14 protein-coding genes are annotated in these 22,003 nt (G+C 70.4%); 4 read left to right on the plus strand and 10 right to left on the minus strand.

The features are described 5' to 3' along the window. Positions 1-28 precede the first annotated feature (28 nt). From IE206_RS27905 to IE206_RS27925, 5 genes are all read right to left on the minus strand, one after another. The gene (locus IE206_RS27905) at positions 29-2,188 is read right to left on the minus strand and encodes an AGE family epimerase/isomerase (protein WP_189966803.1); all 2,160 of its coding nucleotides are present in this window, start codon (positions 2,186-2,188) and stop codon (positions 29-31) included. After that, positions 2,185-4,290: a glycogen debranching protein GlgX gene (gene glgX / locus IE206_RS27910; RefSeq protein ID WP_226599594.1), complete on the minus strand. Its 2,106-nt coding sequence runs from the start codon at positions 4,288-4,290 to the stop codon at positions 2,185-2,187. The genes IE206_RS27905 and glgX overlap by 4 nt, the downstream gene beginning before the upstream one ends. Before the next feature lie 50 nt (positions 4,291-4,340). Further along, positions 4,341-5,075 (minus strand): SDR family oxidoreductase, encoded by a 735-nt coding sequence (locus IE206_RS27915; protein WP_189966807.1) that lies wholly within the window; start codon positions 5,073-5,075, stop codon positions 4,341-4,343. 64 nt (positions 5,076-5,139) lie between these two features. Then, complete coding sequence (locus tag IE206_RS27920; protein ID WP_189966809.1) at positions 5,140-6,480, minus strand: sugar phosphate nucleotidyltransferase; 1,341 nt, start codon at positions 6,478-6,480, stop codon at positions 5,140-5,142. A 199-nt stretch (positions 6,481-6,679) separates the two neighbouring features. Further along, positions 6,680-7,795: a polyprenyl synthetase family protein gene (locus IE206_RS27925; protein WP_189966811.1), complete on the minus strand. Its 1,116-nt coding sequence runs from the start codon at positions 7,793-7,795 to the stop codon at positions 6,680-6,682. A 281-nt stretch (positions 7,796-8,076) separates the two neighbouring features. On the opposite strand from IE206_RS27925, the gene qcrB reads away from it, so the two are divergent. Then, positions 8,077-9,720 (plus strand): cytochrome bc1 complex cytochrome b subunit, encoded by a 1,644-nt coding sequence (qcrB, locus tag IE206_RS27930; protein WP_189966813.1) that lies wholly within the window; start codon positions 8,077-8,079, stop codon positions 9,718-9,720. Here qcrB and IE206_RS27935 read toward each other — a convergent pair. Continuing rightward, positions 9,714-11,009 carry an ROK family transcriptional regulator gene (locus IE206_RS27935; protein ID WP_226599593.1) on the minus strand — a complete coding sequence of 432 codons (1,296 nt, stop codon included), beginning with the start codon at positions 11,007-11,009 and terminating at the stop codon, positions 9,714-9,716. The genes qcrB and IE206_RS27935 overlap by 7 nt on opposite strands. A gap of 354 nt (positions 11,010-11,363) precedes the next feature. Here IE206_RS27935 and IE206_RS27940 point away from each other — a divergent pair, with 354 nt between their 5' ends. Next, positions 11,364-12,035, plus strand: coding sequence for a DUF6445 family protein (locus tag IE206_RS27940; RefSeq protein ID WP_226599592.1), 672 nt, complete (start codon positions 11,364-11,366; stop codon positions 12,033-12,035). A 186-nt stretch (positions 12,036-12,221) separates the two neighbouring features. After that, positions 12,222-14,285, plus strand: coding sequence for a phosphocholine-specific phospholipase C (locus IE206_RS27945; RefSeq protein ID WP_189966817.1), 2,064 nt, complete (start codon positions 12,222-12,224; stop codon positions 14,283-14,285). Between the two features lie 73 nt (positions 14,286-14,358). On the opposite strand, the gene metG is transcribed toward IE206_RS27945, so the two are convergent. Next, a complete protein-coding gene (gene metG, locus IE206_RS27950; RefSeq protein WP_189966819.1) occupies positions 14,359-16,083 on the minus strand; it encodes a methionine--tRNA ligase in 1,725 nt (574 codons plus the stop codon). Positions 16,084-16,536: 453 nt separating this feature from the next. Here metG and IE206_RS27955 point away from each other — a divergent pair, with 453 nt between their 5' ends. Then, positions 16,537-18,780, plus strand: coding sequence for a WD40/YVTN/BNR-like repeat-containing protein (locus IE206_RS27955; RefSeq protein WP_189966821.1), 2,244 nt, complete (start codon positions 16,537-16,539; stop codon positions 18,778-18,780). Positions 18,781-18,799: 19 nt separating this feature from the next. Here IE206_RS27955 and IE206_RS27960 read toward each other — a convergent pair whose 3' ends face one another. The 3 genes from IE206_RS27960 to IE206_RS27970 form a co-directional block, all read right to left on the minus strand. Continuing rightward, entirely contained in the window at positions 18,800-19,693 is an 894-nt protein-coding gene (locus IE206_RS27960; protein WP_226599591.1) for an NAD(P)-dependent oxidoreductase, read from the minus strand. Between the two features lie 156 nt (positions 19,694-19,849). Continuing rightward, the gene (locus tag IE206_RS27965) at positions 19,850-20,620 is read right to left on the minus strand and encodes a hypothetical protein (RefSeq protein WP_189966823.1); all 771 of its coding nucleotides are present in this window, start codon (positions 20,618-20,620) and stop codon (positions 19,850-19,852) included. Positions 20,621-20,655: 35 nt separating this feature from the next. Then, the gene (locus IE206_RS27970) at positions 20,656-21,939 is read right to left on the minus strand and encodes a VWA domain-containing protein (protein WP_189966825.1); all 1,284 of its coding nucleotides are present in this window, start codon (positions 21,937-21,939) and stop codon (positions 20,656-20,658) included. Positions 21,940-22,003 lie beyond the last annotated feature (64 nt).

The raw sequence follows: 22,003 nt of genomic DNA on the forward strand, positions 1-22,003 counted from the left end.
TGCGCTGGAGCCCAGCGGACGAGAGAGGTCATTCATGGGCGCACTCGTCACCGCCCTCGAGCAGGAAGGCATCGGTGGACAGCAGGGCGTCGGCGACGTCGGGCAGCGTGCACCCCACGATGACGAAGTCCGCGTCGAGACCGGCCTTGGTGCGCTGGAAGAGGAGCTCGTTGATGGCGGGCCGGCACATCTCGGTGACCTGGCACAGGTGGAACTCCACCCGCTGCGGCTCCGCGGCCATGACCTCGCCCAGAATGCGGCGGAACTTCTCTAGCTCGGCCGCGTCGATGACCCCGTCGCAGCGTATGTGCGCGGTGTCGCCGTCGAACTCGGTACGCATCCGCAGCCGCATCTGCGCCGGCTCCAGCTCGACGCGCACCCGCACCGGCACGTCCCCCTCGGGCAGCTTGACGGTGAGCTCCTTGTTGTCGAAGCGGTGGTACGGCTCGCCGTCCACCCACACCCGGGTCAGCTCGACCGAACCCGCCGGCAGCAGATCGGGCGCGACCCGCAGTGTGCGGTCCGGCAGATCCGACGGGCGCGGCCGGAAGTGCAGCGTGAGCGGGTCGTTGCTGATCAGGAGGCCGGTGTAGACGGCCGCGAGATAGCAGAGTTCCAGCGCGTGGTAGCCGGCCATGGCGTGGCTGCCCTTGAGCCGCTCGGTGCCTAGCAGATACGGGATGCCGTTGGCCAGAACGTTGAAGTAGACGCCGCCGTCGTCGTAGTCGAGGAAGAAGGCGTTGTAGAACGAGGCCGCCTCGCGCGCGAGGCGCAGCTGCTCGGGGTCGCCCGAGGTGCCGGCCAGGATCAGATAGGCGAGGATCGCCTGCTCCTGCTGCCACCACGCCTTGCGGTCGTGCCACACCATGCGGTGGATGCCGCTGTCCGGGTCGGGGCGCCGCTCGACCACGTCGTACCAGCCGCCGCGCAGCTGGTCGCTGCCCACCGCCGGCATGATCTCGCCGATCCGGTCGGCGGTGACGCCGTACTCCGCCTTGTCGTGCAGCGCCTTGATCCGGGTCAGGTTCCAGGCGATCTTCAGGTTGTGGCCGACCACAGCCCGGTCCTGCTGCCATCCCCAGGTGCGGTCGGGGCTCCAGTCGGCGTGGAAGCGCTCCTGCACGAACGGGCTGGTCTCCTCGTCGGGGAAGCGCTCGACGATGGTGTCCGCCGTCTCTTCGAGCAGCGCCGCGAAGTCCTCGCGGCCGGTGGCGAGATAGGCGTTGATCAGGTATGCGGGGGCGTGGTCGCCCACCGAGTTCCAGTTCTTGCGGGACCGGTTGCGCCCCAGCGAGTCCGCGTTCGGGTCGAGTGTGATCGGGTCCAGGTGCGAGAAGAACCCGCCGAGGCTCCGGTCCCTGAAGTACCGCTCGAACAGGGCCACCGTGCCGTCGATGTCGTTCAGGATCCGCGGGTCACCGGTGATGCGGTACGTCTGGGTGGGCCCGGCCAGCGCGTAGATCTGCTCGTACATCGGGATGGCGTCGAAGTCGTCGCCGAACTCCGAGGCGAACACCTTGCGCTGGCCCGTCCGGGTCACGTCGATGCCGTGGTACCAGTAGATGATCCCGTCCTGCGCGTCGGTCACCCGCATGTGCTCGCGCAGATACTCGGTGCCGCTCTCGGCGGCCTGCAGGAAGCGGTCCTCGCCGGTCAGCAGATACGCGGTGGACAGGCCGTACACGAGCCGCGAGATGGTGTCCGTCTCCTGGCGCACGTCCGCGCCGTCGAAGTCGGGGAGATGGGTGCCGCTGAGGGTCAGATGGGTGCGGAAGTTGCGCCAGTCGTACGTGCCGTCGGGGAAGTGCCCGCGCAGATAGAAGTCGGCGACGGCGGCGGCCTGCTGGACCCACCATGCCGGGTGCTCGAAGACGTAGGAACCGCGGCTCTCCTCGGGGAAGGTGATCTCCTTCGCCTCGAACCGCTCACCGCCCTCCCACTGGTAGGTGATCCCGTACGCGAACAGGTAACGGCCCTCGGCGAGCATGTCCTGGGTGCTCGCGGTGGTGTCGCGGTAGTCGTCGCCGAGGTTGCGCACGATGCGCGAGGAGACATTGCGGGGCAGATGGACGGTGAATTCCCGGTCGTCGGAGGTGCGCAGACCGAAACGGTGCTGGGTGGGGCTGTAGTACGTGACATAGCCCGCCAGGGTGTCGGAGAACGTACGGCGTTCGGCAGATCCACTCATCGAGAGGTGCCCTTCTCGTCAGGCAGGGCCGCCAGCAGCACGACGCTGCGGCCGTGGGCGTGGAAGGTGTGGTCGTCGATCAGCTCCTCTTGTCCGGCGGGGAGGATGTCGTACGGACCGGGGCGCGCGGTGTCGAGCACGCGGTGCCAGCGGCGGCCGCGGATCCGGGGCAGCTCGAAGTCCAGGCCCAGGTGGTACATGTTGAGGATCAGATGCAGGTCGGGGTCCTGGTTGAAGCCGCCGAGCGTGCAGGCCAGGACCCGGGCGTGGGTGTCCTCCCAGCCGGGCTGCTCCAGTTTGGTGCCGTGCCAGGTGACATCGGACAGCAGACGGGAGTTGAGGTGTCCGTTGTAGAAGCGGGGTTCACGGAACGTGCGGTAGCGCCTGCGCAGTTCGATCAGTCGTCGGGTGAAGTTCCAGGTCTCCTGCTCCTTCTCGGCCTGGTCCCAGTCGAGCCATGACGTCGGGTTGTCCTGGCAGTAGGCGTTGTTGTTGCCCGACTGGCTGTTGCGGAACTCATCTCCTGCGAGCAGCATCGGCACGCCCCGGCTGAGCATCAGGACGGCGAGCAGGTTCTTCATCTGCCGCACCCGCAGCCGCTCGACCTCGGGGTCGTCGGTGGGGCCCTCGACACCGCAGTTCCAGCTGAAGTTCTCGCCGGCGCCGTCGGCCCCGGCCTCGCCGTTGGCGTAGTTGTGCTTCTCGTCGTAGCTCACCAGGTCGTTGAGGGTGAACCCGTCGTGGCAGGTGATGAAGTTGATGCTGTTGGTGGGCAGTTCCTGCTGCGGGCCGAACAGGTCCTCGGAGCCGCCGAGCCGCGCGGCGATGTCCCCCACGAGCCCGGCGTCACCGCGCACGAAGCGGCGTACGTCGTCCCGGAAGGGTCCGTTCCACTGGGCCCAGCGCTTCCCGGGGAACCGGCCGACCTGGTAGAGGCCGCCGCCGTCCCACGGCTCCGCGATGATCTTCGTCTCGGCCAGCACCTGGGACAGCTCGATGGCCCACAGCACCGGCGGCACCGCCATCTCGTACCCGAGCGCGCCACGCGACAGCTCGGAGGCGAGGTCGAAGCGGAACCCGTCCACATGGTGCTCGCGCACCCAGTACTCCAGGGACTCCAGGATGAACTTGGTGACCATCGGGTGGTTGGCGTTGACCGCGTTCCCGCAGCCCGTGAAGTCCATGTAGTGACTGCGGTCCTGCGGCCACAGGTGGTAGTACGCCTCGTTGGCCTGGCCGCGGAAGCTGATCGTCGGGCCGTACTCGTTGCCCTCGCTGGTGTGGTTGAAGACCACATCGAGAATGACCTCGATGCCCGCCTTGTGGAACGCCTTGACCATGTCGCGGAACTCGGCGATGTGGCCCGCGAGATGGGGCTCGGAACAGTAGCCGGTGTGCGGGGCGAAGAAGCCGTACGGGTCGTAGCCCCAGTAATTGCGCAGCTCGCTGCCGTCGGGGCCGGTGCGCAGCACCTGCGTCTCGTCGAAGTCGAAGACGGGAAGCAGCTCCACCGCGGTGATCCCCAGGTCCTTCAGGTGCGGGATCTTCTCCGTCAGGGCGGAGAAGGTGCCGGGGTTCGCGGCATGCGAGGTCGGTGAGGCCGTCGCGCCGCGCACGTGCAGCTCGTAGATGATCGTCTCCGACATGGGGGTGCGCAGCGGCTCGTCGCCCTCCCAGTCGTAGTCGTCGAGGTCGACGACCAGGCTGCGCATGGAGTGCGCGACGTTGTCGTCGAGGCCGATGGCGTGGGTGCGCTTCCAGCGGCTGTTGATGTTGGCGCGGGCATACGGGTCCAGCAGCACCTTGCGGTGGTCGAAGCGGGCGCCCGACCTGCTGGTGTCGTGCGGCCCGTCCATCCGGTACGCGTAGACCTGCCCGGCGCCGAGCCCCCGCACATGGCAGTGCCAGAAGTGGAAGCTGCGGTGGCGGTCGGGGTGGAGCTGGATGGTCCGGGAGGGCTCGGGGTCGTCGCAGCGGTCGAAAAGCAGCAGGTCCACACGCGTGGCGTGCTCGGAGAAGACGGAGAAGTTCACCCCGTCGGCGTCGACAGTGGTCCCCAGCGGCTGCGGCCGTCCTGCGGTGATCTGCGGCGCCTCGGTCACGGGTGCCTCCCTGGTCTGATGAGTCTGATGACTCGACGTCAAGCGGACGGTCAGGCAATGGCCCGGTCGGCGACCGGATCGGATAACTGGCGAACACCGGCCTCGTAGGCCGGCTCGTCGGAGCGGAGCCGGGCGAAGAGCGGCTCCCATGCGGCGGGCGCGCTGCCCGGCTCGCTGCGCATTTCGAAGGTGACGCCGCGCGCCGAGGGGCAGTACAGGGCCTGGACGCAGGCCTCGGCTACGTCCCGGCGCGAGACGTAGCCGTCCCTGCGGTCGCCCTGTTCGAGGGTGATGCGCGAGTCGCCGTCCAGATCGGTCAGCCAGCTCGGCCGCACCACCGTGTAGGGCAGGCCCGACACCCGCACCGCGTCCTCGCCGGCGAGCCGCCAGTCCAGCATCCGGCCGTACGCGTTCATCGGGTGGTCCCTGCGCGTCACATAGCGCTGGCTGACCAGCACGAACTGCGGGAGCACCGCCCCGCCGCGGGCCGCGGCCAGGGCGTTGCGGACCCCGGTGTGCAGGGTCGACTCGGGGCTGTCGGGGCCCGCCGGATCGGTCCCCGGCTCGACGGTGTAGACGATCGCGGAGCAGCCGCGCAGCGGAATGCGCAGCGTCTCCGGTTCGCGTACGTCACCGAGGAAGAACTGGGCCTCCTCGGGCAGTTCCCGGCCGCGCTCGGTGCTGCGGCCGACGACCCGTACCGCCTCGCCGCGGTCCAGGAGCCGTTGCGTTACGAGCCGGCCTACCCGGCCGGTACCGCCTATCACTGCGATCGGACTGTTCACGGAAGTCTCCTGAAAGAGCGTCATATCCGTTGATCGGTCAGGGAGTTGTCAGCCACGCATCGGGTCAGACCCATTGCAGGATGTCGTCCGAGCTGGTGAGCTGCGTTCCCGCGGGCAGTCCCGAGACGGCGGGCACGCGCAGCCTCGGGTAGACGCTGACCCCCGACAGGCGGGTCCCGGGCCACAGATGGGCGCCGTCGCCGAGTGCCGAGTGGTCGTCCAGGCGGACCGGGCTGCGCCGCTCGGAGTGCACATGCGCCATCGGCCCGATGTAGGAGTCGCTGATCTGCGCGTACGCCCCGACCACCGCGGCGTCTCCCAGCGCGGAGCGGCTCAGGTGGACGCCCTCGTGGACATCGACGCCGTCGCCGATGTCGGTGTACTGGAGGTGGACGCCGGCCCCGATCTCGGCGTGGCGGCCGATGCGCACCCCGGGCCCGATGACGACGCTGCCGTCGGCGATCTTCTGGGCGAGGGTGGTTCCGGTGACGTTGTCCTTGGTGCGCAGGCTGGACTCGTGGATCCAGTACCGCGGTTCCGTGCTGAGCGGGCTCTCCATCGCCCGGTTCATCTGCGGGTACTGGCCGGTCAACACCTCGCCGAGGGTGGCGAGATAGTCGCCGATGCTGCCGAGGTCGCCGAGCCGGTCGATGGGCTCGACGGCGACCGGCAGGTCGTGGCCGACCAGCCAGGGCAGCAAGTCGCCGCCCCAGTCCAGGCGTTGCTGGGCCAGCCGGATCAACTCCGGGTTGCGGGCGGCGAGCCGGAGCCTTCCGCAGTCGATGAGATACATGCCCGCGCTGGTGGCGATGGTGCGGGCCTTCGGGGTGGCGAGCGCCTCGGGGAAGAGGTGCTCGATGAGTTCGATCCGGGGCTTCTCGACGAAGCCGGAGATGAGCCCCTGGTCGGTGGTGCGCATGACGCCGTACTTGTTGGCGGTCTCCTGCGGGGTGCGGGTGACGGCCGCGACCGTGACCAGGGCGTCCGTCGCGGTGTGGGTGGCGAGCAGCCGGTCGAGCGAGAAGTCGAACAGCGAGTCGACCGGCATGACGAGCGCGGGCCCGGTGAGGTCCCACTGCTCCAGGTTGTGCAAAGTGGCGGCGCCCGAGCCGACGTTGTACTGGTCGAACCGGGACCGCGAGTAGTTGATCTCGACGCCGTACCGCTCGCCGTGACCGAGTACGAGCTTGATCTGGCTCCGGTTCTCCATGCCCTGGGCCACCACGTAGAAGCGGCGGATGCCCTGTTCGCGGCAGGCCTCGACGATCCACTCGATGAGCGGCCGGCCGGCGAACGGTATGAGCGCCTTGCTGCGGATGTAGTCGGCGGACTGCAGGGTGATGGGCTTCGCCCGTTCCCCCCTGCCGCCCGCCAGGATGATTCCGGCGGTGCTGTCGTCCCCCATAGTGTCCTGCCTCCTCGGCTGACTCTGCGACCCAACAAATTCAACATTGGCAGTCATCTTGAGTCAAGTAACAAGTAAACATGGCTGGTTGGGGTGGGTTCGGCGGCTCCTTACAGCCCTCGGAAGCCGGGGCGGAGGGGACACAAGTGAGGGCTGTGACGGATGGTCACAGCCCTCGATCGGATTCGGCCCCGGTGGCTCAGCCCGGCCGGTTCCCGGCGGTGCTCGTCGCCGCGCCCGCCTTCGCGCCCGTCCCGGCGTCCGCCTCCGCACCGGACGCCGTGCCTGTTTCCGCGCCGGGCAACGCGGCCAGCGCCCGGGTCACGAACTCGGCGAGCAGATCGCGCCCTTCGCCGAGCGGCAGTCCGTCGAGCGCGGCCACGGCCGCCTGCGCGTGTCGGCCGGCCAGCGCGAGCGATCTGTCGATCGCCCCCGACGTCCGAAGGATCATGGTCAGCGCGGCCAGTGCCTCGGCCGGATCCGTACGCCCCGCAAGGCAGTCCTCGATCCGCCGGCGGCTCGACTCGCCGGCGTCGCGATGGGCGAGGATGACCGGCAGTACGGGCCGGCCGTTGCGGACGTCGCTCGTCGGCGCCTTGCCCGCGCTCCGCGCATCGCTGGTGTAGGGCAGCAGATCGTCGTGTACCTGGAAGGCCACGCCCAGATGGTTCGCGTACGAGACCAGCGAGGCGAGCGCGGCCGGACCGCCCCCGCCCAGGATCCCGCCGACCTCGCACGCCGCGCGGAACAGCGCCGCCGTCTTCAGGCGGACCATCTCCAGATACGGACCCACCTCGAACACCCGCCGCCCGGTGAGCCGCGCCTCCAGGCTCTGGCCCCGGCACAGATCCATCCCGGCCCGCGAGATCGCGGTGACCGCGGTCACCACCCGGTCGGCCGGAACACCCCGCTCGCGGCACTCCGCGAGGCACTCGAAGAGCGAGAAGAACAGCAGGTCGCCCGCGACGATGGCCTCGTCGAACCCGTACTTGCGGTGGGCAGCCGGACGGCCGCGGCGCACCGTGTCCGCGTCGATGATGTCGTCGTGGATCAGGCTGCCGACATGGCCGAACTCCGCCGCGGCCGCCGCCGGGAGCACGCTCATCGGGTCGCCGCCGACGGCCTGCGTACTCGCGAGCAGCAGACAGGGCCGGAACAGCTTCCCGGCGGGCAGAAGGGAGTGGCGGCACACCTCGTCGAGGCCGTCCGCCCCGGCCGGCCAGCGCGCGTCGAGCTCACGCACTACCGCATCGCGCAGCCGGAAACCCGCCTCGAACGCTTGCGGTGCCGTGCGAGACGCTTCGATTTCGGTCATGTGCCGAGTCCCGTCTGTCGAGCGAGCCCCTCAAAGACTGCGGTACGGCATTGTCGCGGACGGCCACCGAAATCAGCGGGAATGGCCGCCCGGACACCGTGTGCGGCGGCCGGGGCCGGGCACCGCCGCACGACCCGAACGCACCAGCCACGGTGAACGTGCCGCGCCCCATCCGATTGCGGCCATCCCCCTGACTGTCCATCACACCCCTTTACCACAGGCCCTGTTGGCTGCGGCGGTACGCCGTGTCTACCCTGGTATCCGCCTGGGGGGGGAGACGCATGAGCGGACGCATCGAAGGCACCCGGACCAACGGACGGCCGCCCGAGACCGGCAGGGGCGAGCGGCTCGCGGACTGGGCGGACGGCCGGCTCGGCATCCACACGCTGGCCAGGGCCAACATGCGCAAGATCTTTCCGGACCACTGGTCGTTCATGTTCGGCGAGATCTGCCTCTACAGCTTCATCATCCTCATCCTGACCGGCATCTGGCTGACCCTGTTCTTCGAGCCGAGCGGCGTCGAAGTCGTCTACCACGGCTCGTACGTGCCGCTGAACGGCATCCGTATGACGCGGGCCTACGAATCCGCCGTGAACATCAGCCTCGACGTGCGCGGGGGACTGCTCATCCGGCAGATCCACCACTGGGCGGCGATCGTCTTCGTAGCCGGACTCATGGTGCACATGATGCGGGTGTTCTTCACCGGCGCGTTCCGCAAGCCGCGCGAGGTGAACTGGCTGTTCGGCTGGACGATCCTGATGCTGGCCCTGCTCACCGGGCTCACCGGCTACTCGCTCCCCGACGACATGCTCTCCGGCACCGGCATCCGCTTCGCCCAGGGCGCGATCCTGTCCATCCCCGTGATCGGGACGTACATTTCGTTCTTCCTCTTCGGCGGCGAGTTCCCCGGCCACGACATCATTTCGCGGCTCTATCCGATCCACGTCCTGCTGCTGCCCGGCATCATGCTCGGCCTGGTCGTGGTCCATCTGATCCTGGTCTTCTACCACAAGCACACCCAGTTCGCCGGGCCCGGCAGGACCGAGAAGAACGTCGTGGGAGCGCCCTTCCTGCCCGTATACCTGGCCAAGGCGGGCGGCTTCTTCTTCCTGGTGTTCGGGGTGCTCGCGGTGATGGGCGCGGTCGCCACCATCAACCCGCTGTGGGCGATCGGCCCCTACCGGCCCGACCTCGTGTCCACCGGAGCCCAGCCCGACTTCTACCTCGGCTTCTCCGAAGGGCTGATCCGGGTGATGCCCGGATGGGAGATCAACGCCTGGGGCCACACCCTCCAGCTCGGCGTCTTCATCCCCTTCATGCTCTTCCCGCTGATCATGACGGCGATCGCCGTCTACCCCTTCGTGGAGGCGTGGATCACCGGCGACAGAAGCGAGCACCACATCGCCGACCGGCCCCGGAACGCACCCGTGCGCACCGGCCTCGGCGTCGCCTGGCTGACGCTCTACGGAGTGCTGCTCATCGGCGGCGGCAACGACCTGTGGGCCACCCACTTCCATGTGTCGATCAACGCGATCACCTGGTTCGTACGCATCGGTGTCTTCGTCGGCCCCGCCATCGCCTTCGTCGTCGCCAAGCGGTTCTGCCAGGGGCTCCAGCGCCGCGACCGCGAAAAGGCCCTGCACGGCCGGGAGTCGGGCATCGTCAAGCGCCTGCCGCACGGGGAGTACGTGGAGGTCCACAACCCGCTCACCCAGGCCGAGCTGTACACCCTGACCGCCCACGAACAGCCCCGGCCCTACGAGCTCGGCCCGACGGTCGACGCGAACGGAGTGGTACGCAAACCACGCCGCTCCGACCGCCTGCGCGCCCGCCTGGCCAAGGCGATGTACGGCCCCACCAGCCAGATCCCGAAACCGACGGCGGAGGAGTACCGGGCACTGCACCGCGGGGACGGGCATCACTGAGGCGTTGTCAGGCGCTCCCCCCGCGCGGTCTGCCCGTAGGCCAGCGGGTCCGCGAGGACGCGCCGTGCGACTCGGGCCGCCGCGCCCCGGGCCGCGTCCCCCGCGAGCGACGAGGCGCGCAGGCGGCCGCACTCCGGGGGCCAGAGGCCCGACACGGTTCGGCGGGTCAGCTCACGGTCGGCGGCGGGGGCGAGCCAGGGCATCAGGGTGCGGTAGATGCCACCGAGGACGACCGCGTCCGGGTCGAAGAGGTTGACCGCGCCGGACAGGACGATGCCCAGGGTGCGGCCCGCGTCGGCGAGCGCGCCGAGAGCGCTCTCATCACCGGCCCGGGCCCGGCGTTCGAGCTCGGTGACGCCCGGCATCCCGGCGTTCTCGTCGAGGCCCGCCGACCGCAGCAGCGCCAGCTGGCCCGCGTACTGTTCGAGGCAGCCCCGCGAACCGCAGCGGCATTCCGGCCCGTCCGGGTCCACCACCACATGCCCGATCTCCCCGGCGAAGCCGTGCGCGCCGCGCAGTAGTTCACCGCCGACCACCAGCGCCCCGCCGACCCCGATCTCCCCGGTCAGGTAGAGGAAGTGGTTCACGCGCCCGTCCGGACCGCCGAACCACAGCTCGGCCAGCGCCGCGAGATTGGCCTCGTTGTCCGAACCGACAGGCAGGGCAGGGGAGTTGGGGCGCAGGAGCAGCAGGGCCCTGCTGAACAGCGCCTCGGCCTCGACCTGGTTCCAGCCCAGGTTGGGAGCCTGGCGCACCGCACCCTGGGAGACCAGGCCGGGCAGCGCCAGCTCCACGCCGACCGGGTGGAGCCCCTGCTCGGCCGCCGAGTCCAGCGCGCGGGCGGCGATCCGGGCGGCCCGGGCCAGCACGCCGGCCGCCGGCTCGCCCCGATTGTCGAGGTGCTCGGTCAGGCGCACCCGGTCGGTCCCGGCGAGGTCCACCACGCACACCGATACATAGTCGACGTTGACCTCGACCCCGGCCCCGGCGGCACCGGTGCGGGCCGGGGTCAGCATGGTGCCGGGCCGCCCGGCCTGTCCGCTGAACGACTTGCCCGACTCGGTGAGGAACCCGGCCCGAATCAGCTGATCGGCAAGCGACGACACGGCCGCCCTGGTCAGGCCGGTGCGGGCGGCGGCCCCGGCCCGGCTGAGAGCGCTCTCGTCGTGCACGGCCCGCAGCACCAGGCTGAGGTTGTGCCGGCGCACCGTGTCCTTGTCCGCCTTGGGCGCGAGCGGCGGGGCCGGATGGCTGCGGGGAGTCGTCGAGTGGTCGTCCATATCGTCCATGAGCCTAATCCCAGTGCCGGAGCCCGGGACGTGGCCGTCCGTGCCGGGCGCGGAGACCTGGCCCGGCGCCCGTGTGCCCCCCGGCCGGGGCTCGTCGGTCGAACGGCTGCCGTTCTCATCGGCCGCATGCCGGCCACCTCCCCTCGGCCGGACGGCGCCCGCCTGACGAAATGCGGGGTGATCCGTTACCCGATCATGGCTCTTCCTTGCCCTCCCCTTTCTTCTTCGGCATTCACCCACCGGACAATTGCGAGCCAGTCCCCGATTTCACGGCCCCGTCAATTCCCTTGTATTGGCGAAAGGTTGACCCGTTCGGAGGAGAGTCGCAGGTGACCCGCCAGTATGGTCGGCCGCATGCCCCCCAATCGTCCGGTGCTCCCGGTTCTTCCCTATCGCAAGCCCAAACTCGGTCGGGACTACTGGGTGCTGGACGATGTGCTGCCCAACATCGACGAGGTCAGGGCGCGTTGTGTCGCCAAGGACGACTGGGTCGAGGGATATCCGCACAAGCCCGAGTCCTGGCCCGGACTGCGCACCATGCCCGGCCTCGCGCCCGCCGAGCTCGCCCGGGTGGAGCGCCTGGTCAAGCAGCACACGGGTGCCAAGGAGCTGTGGCAGGCCACCGCCCCCGGGGGTGCCACCCTCAATCACAATTGCATCCAGGTCGTCGGCGCCGGCGAGAGCGAGCCGCGCCCGCACACCGATTCGCGGGCGCTGTGCCGCTATGCCGCGGTGCTCTACCTCAATCCACAGGCGCCCAAGGACTGCGGCACCAGCTTCTTCCGGCAGAGCCTGCCCGGCGGCGTCCTGGGCGGCAACATGGTCACCGCGCCGCACAACAACCTCGTAGAAGCGCTCGGCACGCGCTTCGTGCCGCCGGACTCCTTCACCGAGGACGTGCGGGTCGCGCACCGCTACAACCGGCTGCTGCTCTACACCGCCAACACCATGCACAGCGCGACCGGCTACTGCGGCAGCACCATCGACGACAAGCGGATGACCGCGGTGTTCTTCTGGATGGCATAGGCACGGCATAGGTCGCCGGCACAGGAAAACGACATACATGTGGTGCGGCACGCCAGATGGGGCGCTTGTTCGTTTGCCGTACCGCGGAACGTCACAGTGACGACATGGGGGCTTCCGTAGCCCTGGGTGTTCTTGGTACACCCCTCTCGCCCCCCTGTCCCCTCACGCTTGCAGAGGCCCCCACTCATGGCTGAACTCAACCGGCGCCGGTTCATGCAGCTCGCGGGCGGCACGGCCGCCTTCGCCGCGCTGTCCCAGAGCATCGCGCGGGCCGCGTCCATCCCGGCCGCGGGCAGCACCGGCACCATCCAGGACGTCGAGCACGTCGTCGTCCTGATGCAGGAGAACCGTTCCTTCGACCACTACTTCGGTTCCCTGAAGGGCGTCCGAGGCTTCGGCGACCCGCGGCCCGTCACACTGCCCAGCGGCAAGTCGGTGTTCCACCAGGTCGGCGGCGGCAAGGAGGTACTGCCGTTCCGGCCCAAGGCGGACAAGCTCGGCCTGCAGTTCATCCAGGACCTGAACCACGACTGGACCGGCAGCCACAAGGCGTTCAACAACGGCAAGTACGACCAGTGGGTCCCCGCCAAGACGTCCACGACGATGGCGTACCTCACTCGCGAGGACATCCCGTTCCACTACGCGCTCGCCGACACCTTCACCATCTGCGACGCGTACCACTGCTCGTTCATCGGCTCCACCGACCCGAACCGCTACTACATGTGGACGGGCTACACAGGCAACGACAACACCGGTGGCGGTCCGGTCCTGGGCAACGACGAGAAGGGGTATGGCTGGACCACATATCCCGAGCGCCTCGAGCAGGCGGGCGTCTCCTGGAAGATCTACCAGGACGTCGGCGACGGCCTGGACGCGGCCGGCGGCTGGGGCTGGATCAGCGACGCCTACCGGGGCAACTACGGCGACAACTCGCTGCTGTACTTCAACAACTACCGCAATGCCAAGCCCGGCGACCCCCTGTACGACAAGGCGCGAACCGGCACCAACGCCAAGAACGGCGACGGCTTCTTCGACATCCTGAAGGCCGACGTCAAGGCCGGCACCCTGCCCAAGGTCTCCTGGATCGCCGCCCCCGAAGCCTTCACCGAGCACCCCAACTGGCCCGCGAACTACGGGGCCTGGTACATCTCGCAGGTCCTGGACGCGCTCACCTCGAACCCCGCGGTGTGGGCCAAGACGGCGCTGTTCATCACGTACGACGAGAACGACGGCTTCTTCGACCACGTGATCCCGCCCTTCGTGCCCTCCGGCGCCTCCCAGGGCCTGTCCACGGTCGCGACCGCCCCCGACTACTTCCCGGGCAACATCAGCTACGCGGCCGGTCCGTACGGGCTCGGCCAGCGGGTGCCGATGCTCGTCGTGTCGCCCTGGAGCACCGGCGGCTACACCTGCTCCGAGACGTTCGACCACACCTCGATCATCCGGTTCATGGAGACCCGCTTCGGCGTGCACGAGCCGAACATCTCGCCCTGGCGGCGCGCGATCTGCGGCGACCTGACCTCGGCGTTCGACTTCAGCCGCACCAACTCCTCGGCCCCGTCGCTGCCTTCGACGACCGCGTACATCCCGCCGGACCACAACAGGCACCCCGACTTCGTGCCGGTCCCGCCCGCCACCGGCACGCTCCCCAAGCAGGAGGCCGGGTCCCGGCCCACCCGCCCGCTGCCGTACGCGCCCTTCGTGGACGGGTCGGCGAACGTGAGCACCGGCAAGTACGCGCTCACCTTCGGCGGCGGCGCCTCGGCCGGCGCGCAGTTCCTCGTGACGTCCGCGAACCGTACGGACGGCCCCTGGACCTACACCACCGAGGCGGGCAAGACGATCTCCGACGCCTGGAACACGGCCTACTCCAGCGGGGCCACCAAGCTGAGCGTGTTCGGGCCCAACGGCTTCCTGCGGACGTTCCAGAGCCCCGGCAAGACCGCAGGACCCGAGGTCACCGCCCGCCACAACGCGGGCACCGGCAACCTCGACCTGACCATGACCAACGCGGGCAGTTCCACGGTCCACCTCAAGGTCGCGAACGCGAGCGTCTACGGCGGGGCGACCCAGACCTTCACCGTGGCCACGGGCGCCACCGTCAAGTTCACGGTCGACCTGCGCGGCAGCAAGAGCTGGTACGACGTGTGCGTGACGTCGGACGCCGACGCCACGTTCCTGCGCCGGTTCGCAGGACACGTCGAGACCGGCGCGACGGGCGTGAGCGACCCGGCGCTGCTCACGGTCTGACCGTACAGACGGCCGTGGGGCCCTGTCCCGACCGGACAGGGCCCCACAGCCGTATCGAAGATCAAAGATCGGATCAGACCTCGTCCGCGCCGCCGAAGCGCTCGCGGTAGGACTCCAGGTCCTCCTCCGTGATCTTCGCGAAGAGCACCGGCGGCACCGTGAAGGGCGTACCGGCCGGAACCGTGTCCAGGGCCCTGGCCTGCTCCGGCGTCACCCAGGTGGCGACATCGTCGGTCAGCGCGAACGCGGAACGCATGGCCTTCGCCGAGGACGGGATGAACGGCTCGGACACCACCGAGTACAGGTGGATCAGGTTCATCGCCGTACGCAGCGTGAGCGCGGCCGCCTCCGGGGCGGTCTTGATCTCCAGCCAGGGGGCCTTCTCCTCCAGGTAGGAGTTGCCGGCCGACCACAGGGCGCGCAGCGAAGCGGCCGCCTTGCGGAACTGGAGCGCCTCCATGTGGCCCTCGTACTCGGCGAGCAGCCCGGCGATCTCCTCGCCCAGCTTCGCCTCGGCGGCCCCGGCCTCCGCGCCCGCCGGGACGTCGTCGCCGAAGCGCTTGCGCGAGAAGGACAGGACCCGGTTCACGAAGTTGCCGAGCGTGTCAGCGAGGTCCTTGTTGACCGTCGCCGTGAAGTGCTCCCAGGTGAACGACGTGTCGTCGGACTCCGGGGCGTTCGCCATCATGAAGTAGCGCCAGTAGTCGGCGGGCAGGATCTCCAGGGCGTCGTGCGTGAAGACGCCGCGGCGCTGCGAGGTGGAGAACTTGCCGCCGTAGTAGTTGAGCCAGTTGAAGGCCTTGACGTAGTCGACCTTCTTCCACGGCTCGCGAACCCCCAGCTCGGTCGCCGGGAACATCACCGTGTGGAAGGGGACGTTGTCCTTGCCCATGAACTCGGTGTAGCGGACGTCGGCCGCGCCTTCGGGCTCGTACCACCAGGACTTCCAGTCGCGGTTCGCCGGGTCGAGGTCGGCCCACTCCTTCGTCGCGCCGATGTACTCGATCGGGGCGTCGAACCAGACGTAGAAGACCTTGCCCTCGGCGGCCAGCTCGGGCCACGTGTCGGCCGGGACCGGCACGCCCCACTCCAGGTCACGGGTGATCGAGCGGTCGTGGAGACCTTCGGTCAGCCACTTGCGGGCGATCGACGAGGCGAGCTGCGGCCACTCGCCGCCGACCTGGTCGATCCACTCCTCGACCTCGCCCTGGAGCTTGGACTGGAGCAGGAAGAGGTGCCGGGTCTCGCGGACCTCCAGGTCGCTGCTGCCGCTGATCGCGGAGCGGGCCTCCAGGAGGTCGGTCGGGTCCAGAACGCGGGTGCAGTTCTCGCACTGGTCGCCGCGCGCCTTGTCGTAGCCGCAGTGCGGGCAGGTGCCGACGATGTAGCGGTCCGGCAGGAAGCGGTCGTCGGCGATCGAGAAGACCTGGCGGATCGCCCGCTCCTCGATGAACCCGTTCTCCTTCAGCTTCCGCGCGAAGTGCTGCGTGATCTCCACGTTCTGCTGCGAGGAGCTGCGGCCGAAGTAGTCGAAGGCCAGGTGGAAGCCGTCGTAGATCGACTTCTGGGTGTCGTGCGACTGCGCGCAGAACTCGGCGACCGAGAGCCCGGCCTCCTTGGCGGCCAGCTCGGCCGGGGTGCCGTGCTCGTCGGTGGCGCAGATGTACAGGACGTCGTGGCCGCGCTGGCGCAGATAGCGGGAGTAGACGTCCGCGGGGAGCATCGACCCGACCATGTTGCCCAGGTGCTTGATTCCGTTGATGTACGGCAGCGCGCTGGTGATCAGGTGTCGAGACATCCTCGGATGCTCCTTATGTTCGTGCGTGCGGCACCGCGGCGCAGCCGCGGCGAACCCAGGTAGGGAGGCCCACCCGGAGGATCACACCAGGTGACACCCCCGCCCGATGGGCAGAGCCATGCTATCGAACCGCCCGGACGCTTCTCGCCGGAGTTTCGGGTGCCCGCGCGGGTCTCCCGCCGCACCCTCGGCCCGGCCTCGCCCTCGCCACCCACCCGCTGGACGGCGTACTGGCGCCCCGGGGGTCGCGGAGTACGGCGGTGCCGGGTCCGCCCTGGCGTGAACGTGACAGTTTCTTGGCCCAACTACTGGTGCTGCTGCGGCAGTTGATGAAAACTCTCTCCCCGGTATGCCTGCCGCGTCCCGAAGAGGGCGCGGAAGCCATTCAAAAGCCGACGGAAAGCTCTTCCACTTGACGCGCTCCGGTCCCGCCGGACGCGGAAGGAGCAGGCCATGCGTGCTGGGAGACCGGGCAGGGCGCGGATCACCGCCCTCGCCGTCCTCGCGATTGCCGCACTGCTGGTCCCGGGGGCCCACGCCGCCGGCGCCGGAATCCAGGAGGACGACGAGGACGGCGGGCCCGCGGCGCCCGCCGAGTTCAGCTACGCACAGAAGGCGATCCCCGGGCAGCCGCTGCCCCGGCACGCCTACGACACGGCGGCAGCCCAGGCGGCCGCGCTGCACGCCACGCCCGGCACCTGGCAGCCGGCCGGACCCGCCAACATCGGCGGCCGGGTCGTCTCGCTCGCCCTGGACCCGGCCCGCCCCGACACCGTGTACGCGGCCGCCGCCAGCGGCGGCCTGTGGCGCTCCGCCGATGCCGGAAAGAACTTCGAACCCCTCTGGCCCGCCCAGCAGACCCAGGCCATGGGCGCGATCGCCGCCGCCCCGGACGGCACCCTCTACGCGGGCACCGGCGAACCCAACCCGGGCGGCGGCAGCGTCACCTACGAAGGCACCGGGATCTACCGCTCGACCGACCGCGGCCGCACCTGGCAGCCGGCCGGGCTGCGCGACTCCGGAGCCGTCGGCGCCATCGACGTGGACCCGCGCAGCCCGCGCCGGGTCCTCGTGGCGGCCACCGGCTCGCTCTACAACGCGGGCGGCGACCGGGGCGTGTATTTGTCGGACGACGCCGGCTCCTCCTGGAGGCGGGTGCTCGACGTACCCAACGGCTACACCGGCGCCGTCGACGTACAGCGCGACCCCGCGAACCCGGAGCGCGTGTACGCCGTCCTGTGGGACCACCGGCGCGAACCGGACAAGCGCACGTACGGCGGCACCGGCTCCGGCGTCTACCGCTCCGACGACGGCGGCGCCCACTGGCGGCGGCTCGGCGGCGGCCTGCCCACCGTCGGCTCCGGCCGGATCGGACTCGGCGTCGCCCGCTCCGAACCCGGCCGCCTGTACGCGACGGTCGGCGCCACGGACGGCACCTTCGGCGGCTTCCTCACCTCCGCCGACGGCGGCGACACCTGGTCCCGGCTGCCCGACAACCCCTCCCTCACCGACTCGCAGTCCAGCTACTCGTGGTGGTTCGGAAAGGTCTGGGTCGACCCCGCGGACGCCCGCCACGTACACGTGGCCGGGGTCGCCCTGATGACCACCAAGGACGGCGGCACCACCTGGACGGCCGAGGAGAACGCCGTCCACGCCGACCAGCACGCCATGATCTGGGACCCACGTCACCCGGGGCGCCTCTACCTCGGAAACGACGGCGGCGTCTACCGCTCCGACGCGCGCGGCGACGGGGGCTGGACCAAGGCCGTGTACGAGCCGTGGACCCAGCTCTACACCGTGGCCGCCACCCCGCAGGACACCGGCCGGATCTCCGGCGGAGCCCAGGACAACGGCTCCATCCGCTCCTGGGGCGGCCCCCGGTTCAACGAGTACCTCGGCGGCGACGGCCTGCAGAACCTGATCGACCCGACCGACAAGAACAAGGTGTACGCCTGTTACCAGTACGGCAGCTGCTTCCGCTCGACCGACGGCGGCAACACCCTGACCGAGTACACCGACTCGACCACCGCCGACCGCCGCAACTGGCTGACACCCGTCCAGTTCGACCCGGTCAGCCCCAATGTCCTCTACTACGGCGGAAACCGGCTCAACCGCTCCACCGACGGCGGCGCCACCTGGCAGCCCATCAGCCCCGACCTCACCGGCGGACCGGGGCACGACACGTACCCGTACGGAACCATCACCACGGTGGCCGCCGCCCGCGACGGAAGGACCGTGTGGACGGGCACCGACGACGGCCGGGTGTGGATCACGAGGGACCTCGGCGCGCACTGGACCCAAGTCCTGGCGGGACAGCCCTGGGTGACCCGCATCGCGGTCGACCCGGCCGACCCGACGACGGCGTACGTCTCCCTCTCCGGCTACCGCTCGGGCTCCGCCCAGCCCCATCTGCTGCGCACCCGGAACGCGGGCACGAGCTGGACCGACCTGTCGGGCAACCTGCCGCAGGCGCCGGTGAACGACGTCGTGCTCGGCGCCGGAGGCGTGCTGTACGTCGCCACCGACCAGGGCGTCTTCGTCGGCGCGGCGTACGGGGCCGACGGGCGGGCGCGCTGGCTCCGGCTCGGCGGCGGCCTGCCGCTGGTACCGGTCTCCGACCTCGCCTACGACCCCGCGAACCACCGTCTGGTGGCAGCGACCTTCGGACGCGGCTTCTACACCTTCCGCGCGCCGTGACCCCGTCCGGGGCGGACGGTCACTGCTCGGTGCGGCCCGCGAAGTACGTCGCGACCATGTCCTCGGCGCCGTGCCCGGCCGCCTCGGCCCGGGCGAACCGCTCGGCCGACGCCTCCGTCAAGTCGAGCCGTACGCCCGCCTGTCGGGCCGCTTCCAGGATCAGCCGGGTGTCCTTGAGGGCGGTGGAGACGGCGAAGCTGGGCTTCAGGTCGCCGGTGAGGAGGGCGGCGGACTTGGTGTGCAGATAGGCGGTGTCCAGCGGGCCGCCCGCGATCGCGTCCAGGAAGAGACGGGGGTCCACCTGGAGCCCCTCGGCGAGGCCGAGGCATTCGGCGACGGCGCCGACCAGATTGATCACCCAGGTGTTGGCGACCAGTTTCAGGCGCGAGGCCCCGCCCGGCTCGTGGCTCACCCAGACGGTCCGCTGCCCGATCGCGTCGAGGACGGGCGTGAGGCGCTCGCGGGCCTCGGGCGGCCCGGAGACGAAGACGGTCAGCTTGCCTTCCTCGGCGGGCCCCCGGGTGCCCAGGACGGGGGCGTCGCAGTACAGCACCCCCAACTCCGTTGCCCGGGCGGCCAGTTCGATGGTCGCGTCCGGTCCGACGGTGGAGGTCTGGAGCCACAGCTGGCCGGGGCGCAGGCCCGGGGCCGCGGCGTCGAGGGCGGCGGACACGGAGGGGCCGTCGTTCAGCGCGGTCAGGACGACGTCGGCGCCGCGCACCGCCTCGCCGGCGTCCGCGTGCACGCCGGCCCCGTCGTCGGCCAGTGCCTCGGCCTTGGCCCGGGTCCGGTTCCAGACCCGTACGGACAGTCCGGCGCGCAGCAGGCTGCGGGCCATGCCGGACCCCATGATCCCGGTGCCGAGTACGGCGACGGTGGGCGTGCTCGAAGCTGTGCTCGAAGCTGAGGACACGGTGAACTCCTTCGCGGAGGGTGGCGCTCGGTCGCGTGCCCTCAGAGTCTCGTACGGATGGGACCGCCGACGGGTGTACGGCGCCGCCGGAAATGAGACCGGCCCGCCGGTCCCTGGGGCGGGACGGCGGGCCGGAGCCGGTGCCTCAGCGGGCGCTCACACCCCCCGCGGCACCCGCGAAGGCCGGCCGCGGCCGCGGGTCAGGTTGTAGCCGGCGACGCCCGCGAGCGCGGCGAGCAGGCCGCCCGCGCCGGTCCACAGCCAGCGGTCGGTCCACCAGCCCGACGCCCACCCGCCGTCCGGCTCGACCGCGGACTTCGCGCCGAGCGGGGTGGACAGCCTGCCGTCCACGGCGTGCGCGCCGCCGGTGTCCAGGACGGTCGGCTCGACCTCTGTCGTGAACGGCAGACCCCGGTCGGTCTCGGGCAGCGAGACCGCCGTCAGGCGGACGTAGTAGCTGCCCGGCAGTGGATCGTTCGACCACGTGTCGGCCCGGGCGACCGTCGGCCGCAGGGTGCAGGACAGCTCGACGGTGGCCGCGTCCTGCGCCGCCGAGCGGGACTGCATGCCGTACATGCAGGGCTGGCGGCGGCGCAGCCCGTCGTACACGTCGATGCGCCAGGTGGAGGCGCCGTGCCGGGAGGCCGCCTCCGGCAGCGTGACCTTGGCCGTGACGGTCGGGCGCTGCCCGGCGTCGGCGGGAAACATCCAGTACAGGTAGTCGCCGGTCGACCCGGACGCGGTCGCCTTCTGGCCCTGCTGTACGGCGACCGCGGTACGGAACGCGGTGCCGGCCTCGGTGGGCGCGGCATCGCCCTTCGACGCGGAGGGGCTCGGCGAGGGCGAGTCGGCGAGCGCCGTCCCGGCCCCGCCGAGGAGCGCCGCGCCGGCCAGTGCGGCGATCGCCAACTTCCGTACGGTACGCATCAGGTGACCCCCGGGGTGAGAGATGGTGTCGGGCATCAGTTGGTCCGCCAGACCGCGATGCGCCAGCGCGAGATCCAGCCCCACACCAGACCCGCGACGAGACCGGCCAGCGCGAGCGCGCCGAGCAGCCACCAGCCCCGGCCGAGGCCGAAGGAGGCGACGTCCGAGGCGTGGCCGGGGCCGTCCACCACGTCGATGGCGAGCTCGACCGGCAGACCCGGGTCGGTCTTGACGCCGGGAGGCGCGGAGAAGGAGCTGGAGACCTGGAGGCACACGGTCTCCGGGGTCTTGTCGTCGGAGTCGTCCGCCGGGGCCTTGGGGTAGCGAAGGCCCGTGGAGATCAGGTCCGTACGCCCGTCGCCCGCCTCCGAGCCGCGTACGATCTCGCGGCCGTGCGCGGTCACCGCCCGCAGCAGGACGCCGTAGTCGGGGTTGGTCTGGCGGTCCACGCCGATGCTGGCGGAGGCGCGCAGCTCCTGGCCGGGCTTCACGTCCACCTTGTACGAGCGGTGCTCGGCGAACTTCTCGCGGTCCGTGTACAGGCCGGGCTTCAGCTGAGGGGCGTTCTCGCAGCTCGCGGTGCCGTTGGTGGCGACGGGCACGGCGACCGGGTCGGCCGCCCGGTCCACCAACTGCTTGACCTTGCCCGAGAGTTGATCGGTGTGCTGCACCGAGGTGTAGGTGCCGCCGGTGGCCTCCGCGATGCAGGTGAGCTGCTCGCGGGTCTTGGCGTCCGGGATCAGGCCGAGCGTGTCGATGGTGAGGTGGATGCCCTGGGCGGCGATGTCGCGGGCCACCTCGCACGGGTCGAGCGGCTGGCAGGTGTCCTCGCCGTCGGTGATGAGCACGATCCGGCGGGTGGCGTCACCGCCCTTGAGGTCCTCGGCCGCGCCCTGCAGCGCCGGGCCGATGGGCGTCCAGCCGGTGGGCGCGAGGGTGGCGACGGCGGTCTTGGCCTCGGTGCGGTTCAGCGGGCCGACCGGGTAGAGCGCGCGGGTGTCCTTGCAGCCCACCTTGCGGTCCTCGCCGGGGTAGTTGGCCCCCAGGGTGCGTATCCCGAGCTGAACCTCCTGCGGGACTGCGTCGAGGACCTCGTTGAACGCCTGCTTGGCGGCGGACATCCGCGACTTGCCGTCGATGTCGGCGGTCCGCATGGACCCCGACACGTCGAGGACCAGGTCGACCTTGGGAGCGGCCTGCTCGGACTGCCCGTCGGGCGCTGCGGCCGCGGAGGCCGTGCCCGCGGCCGGGAGGATGCCGGTGGCGAAGGTGGCGACCAGCGCGCACACTCCGGCCGCCAGCCGTTTTCTGGTGATCATCGCCGGATCCTATGGAAGCATCGATACGGGTCCCAAATCGATGCCCTCCGGCGCCCCCGCCGCG

Source organism: Streptomyces violascens (genome assembly GCF_014649955.1).
In the GTDB taxonomy this organism is placed as follows: Bacteria; Actinomycetota; Actinomycetes; order Streptomycetales; family Streptomycetaceae; genus Streptomyces; species Streptomyces violascens.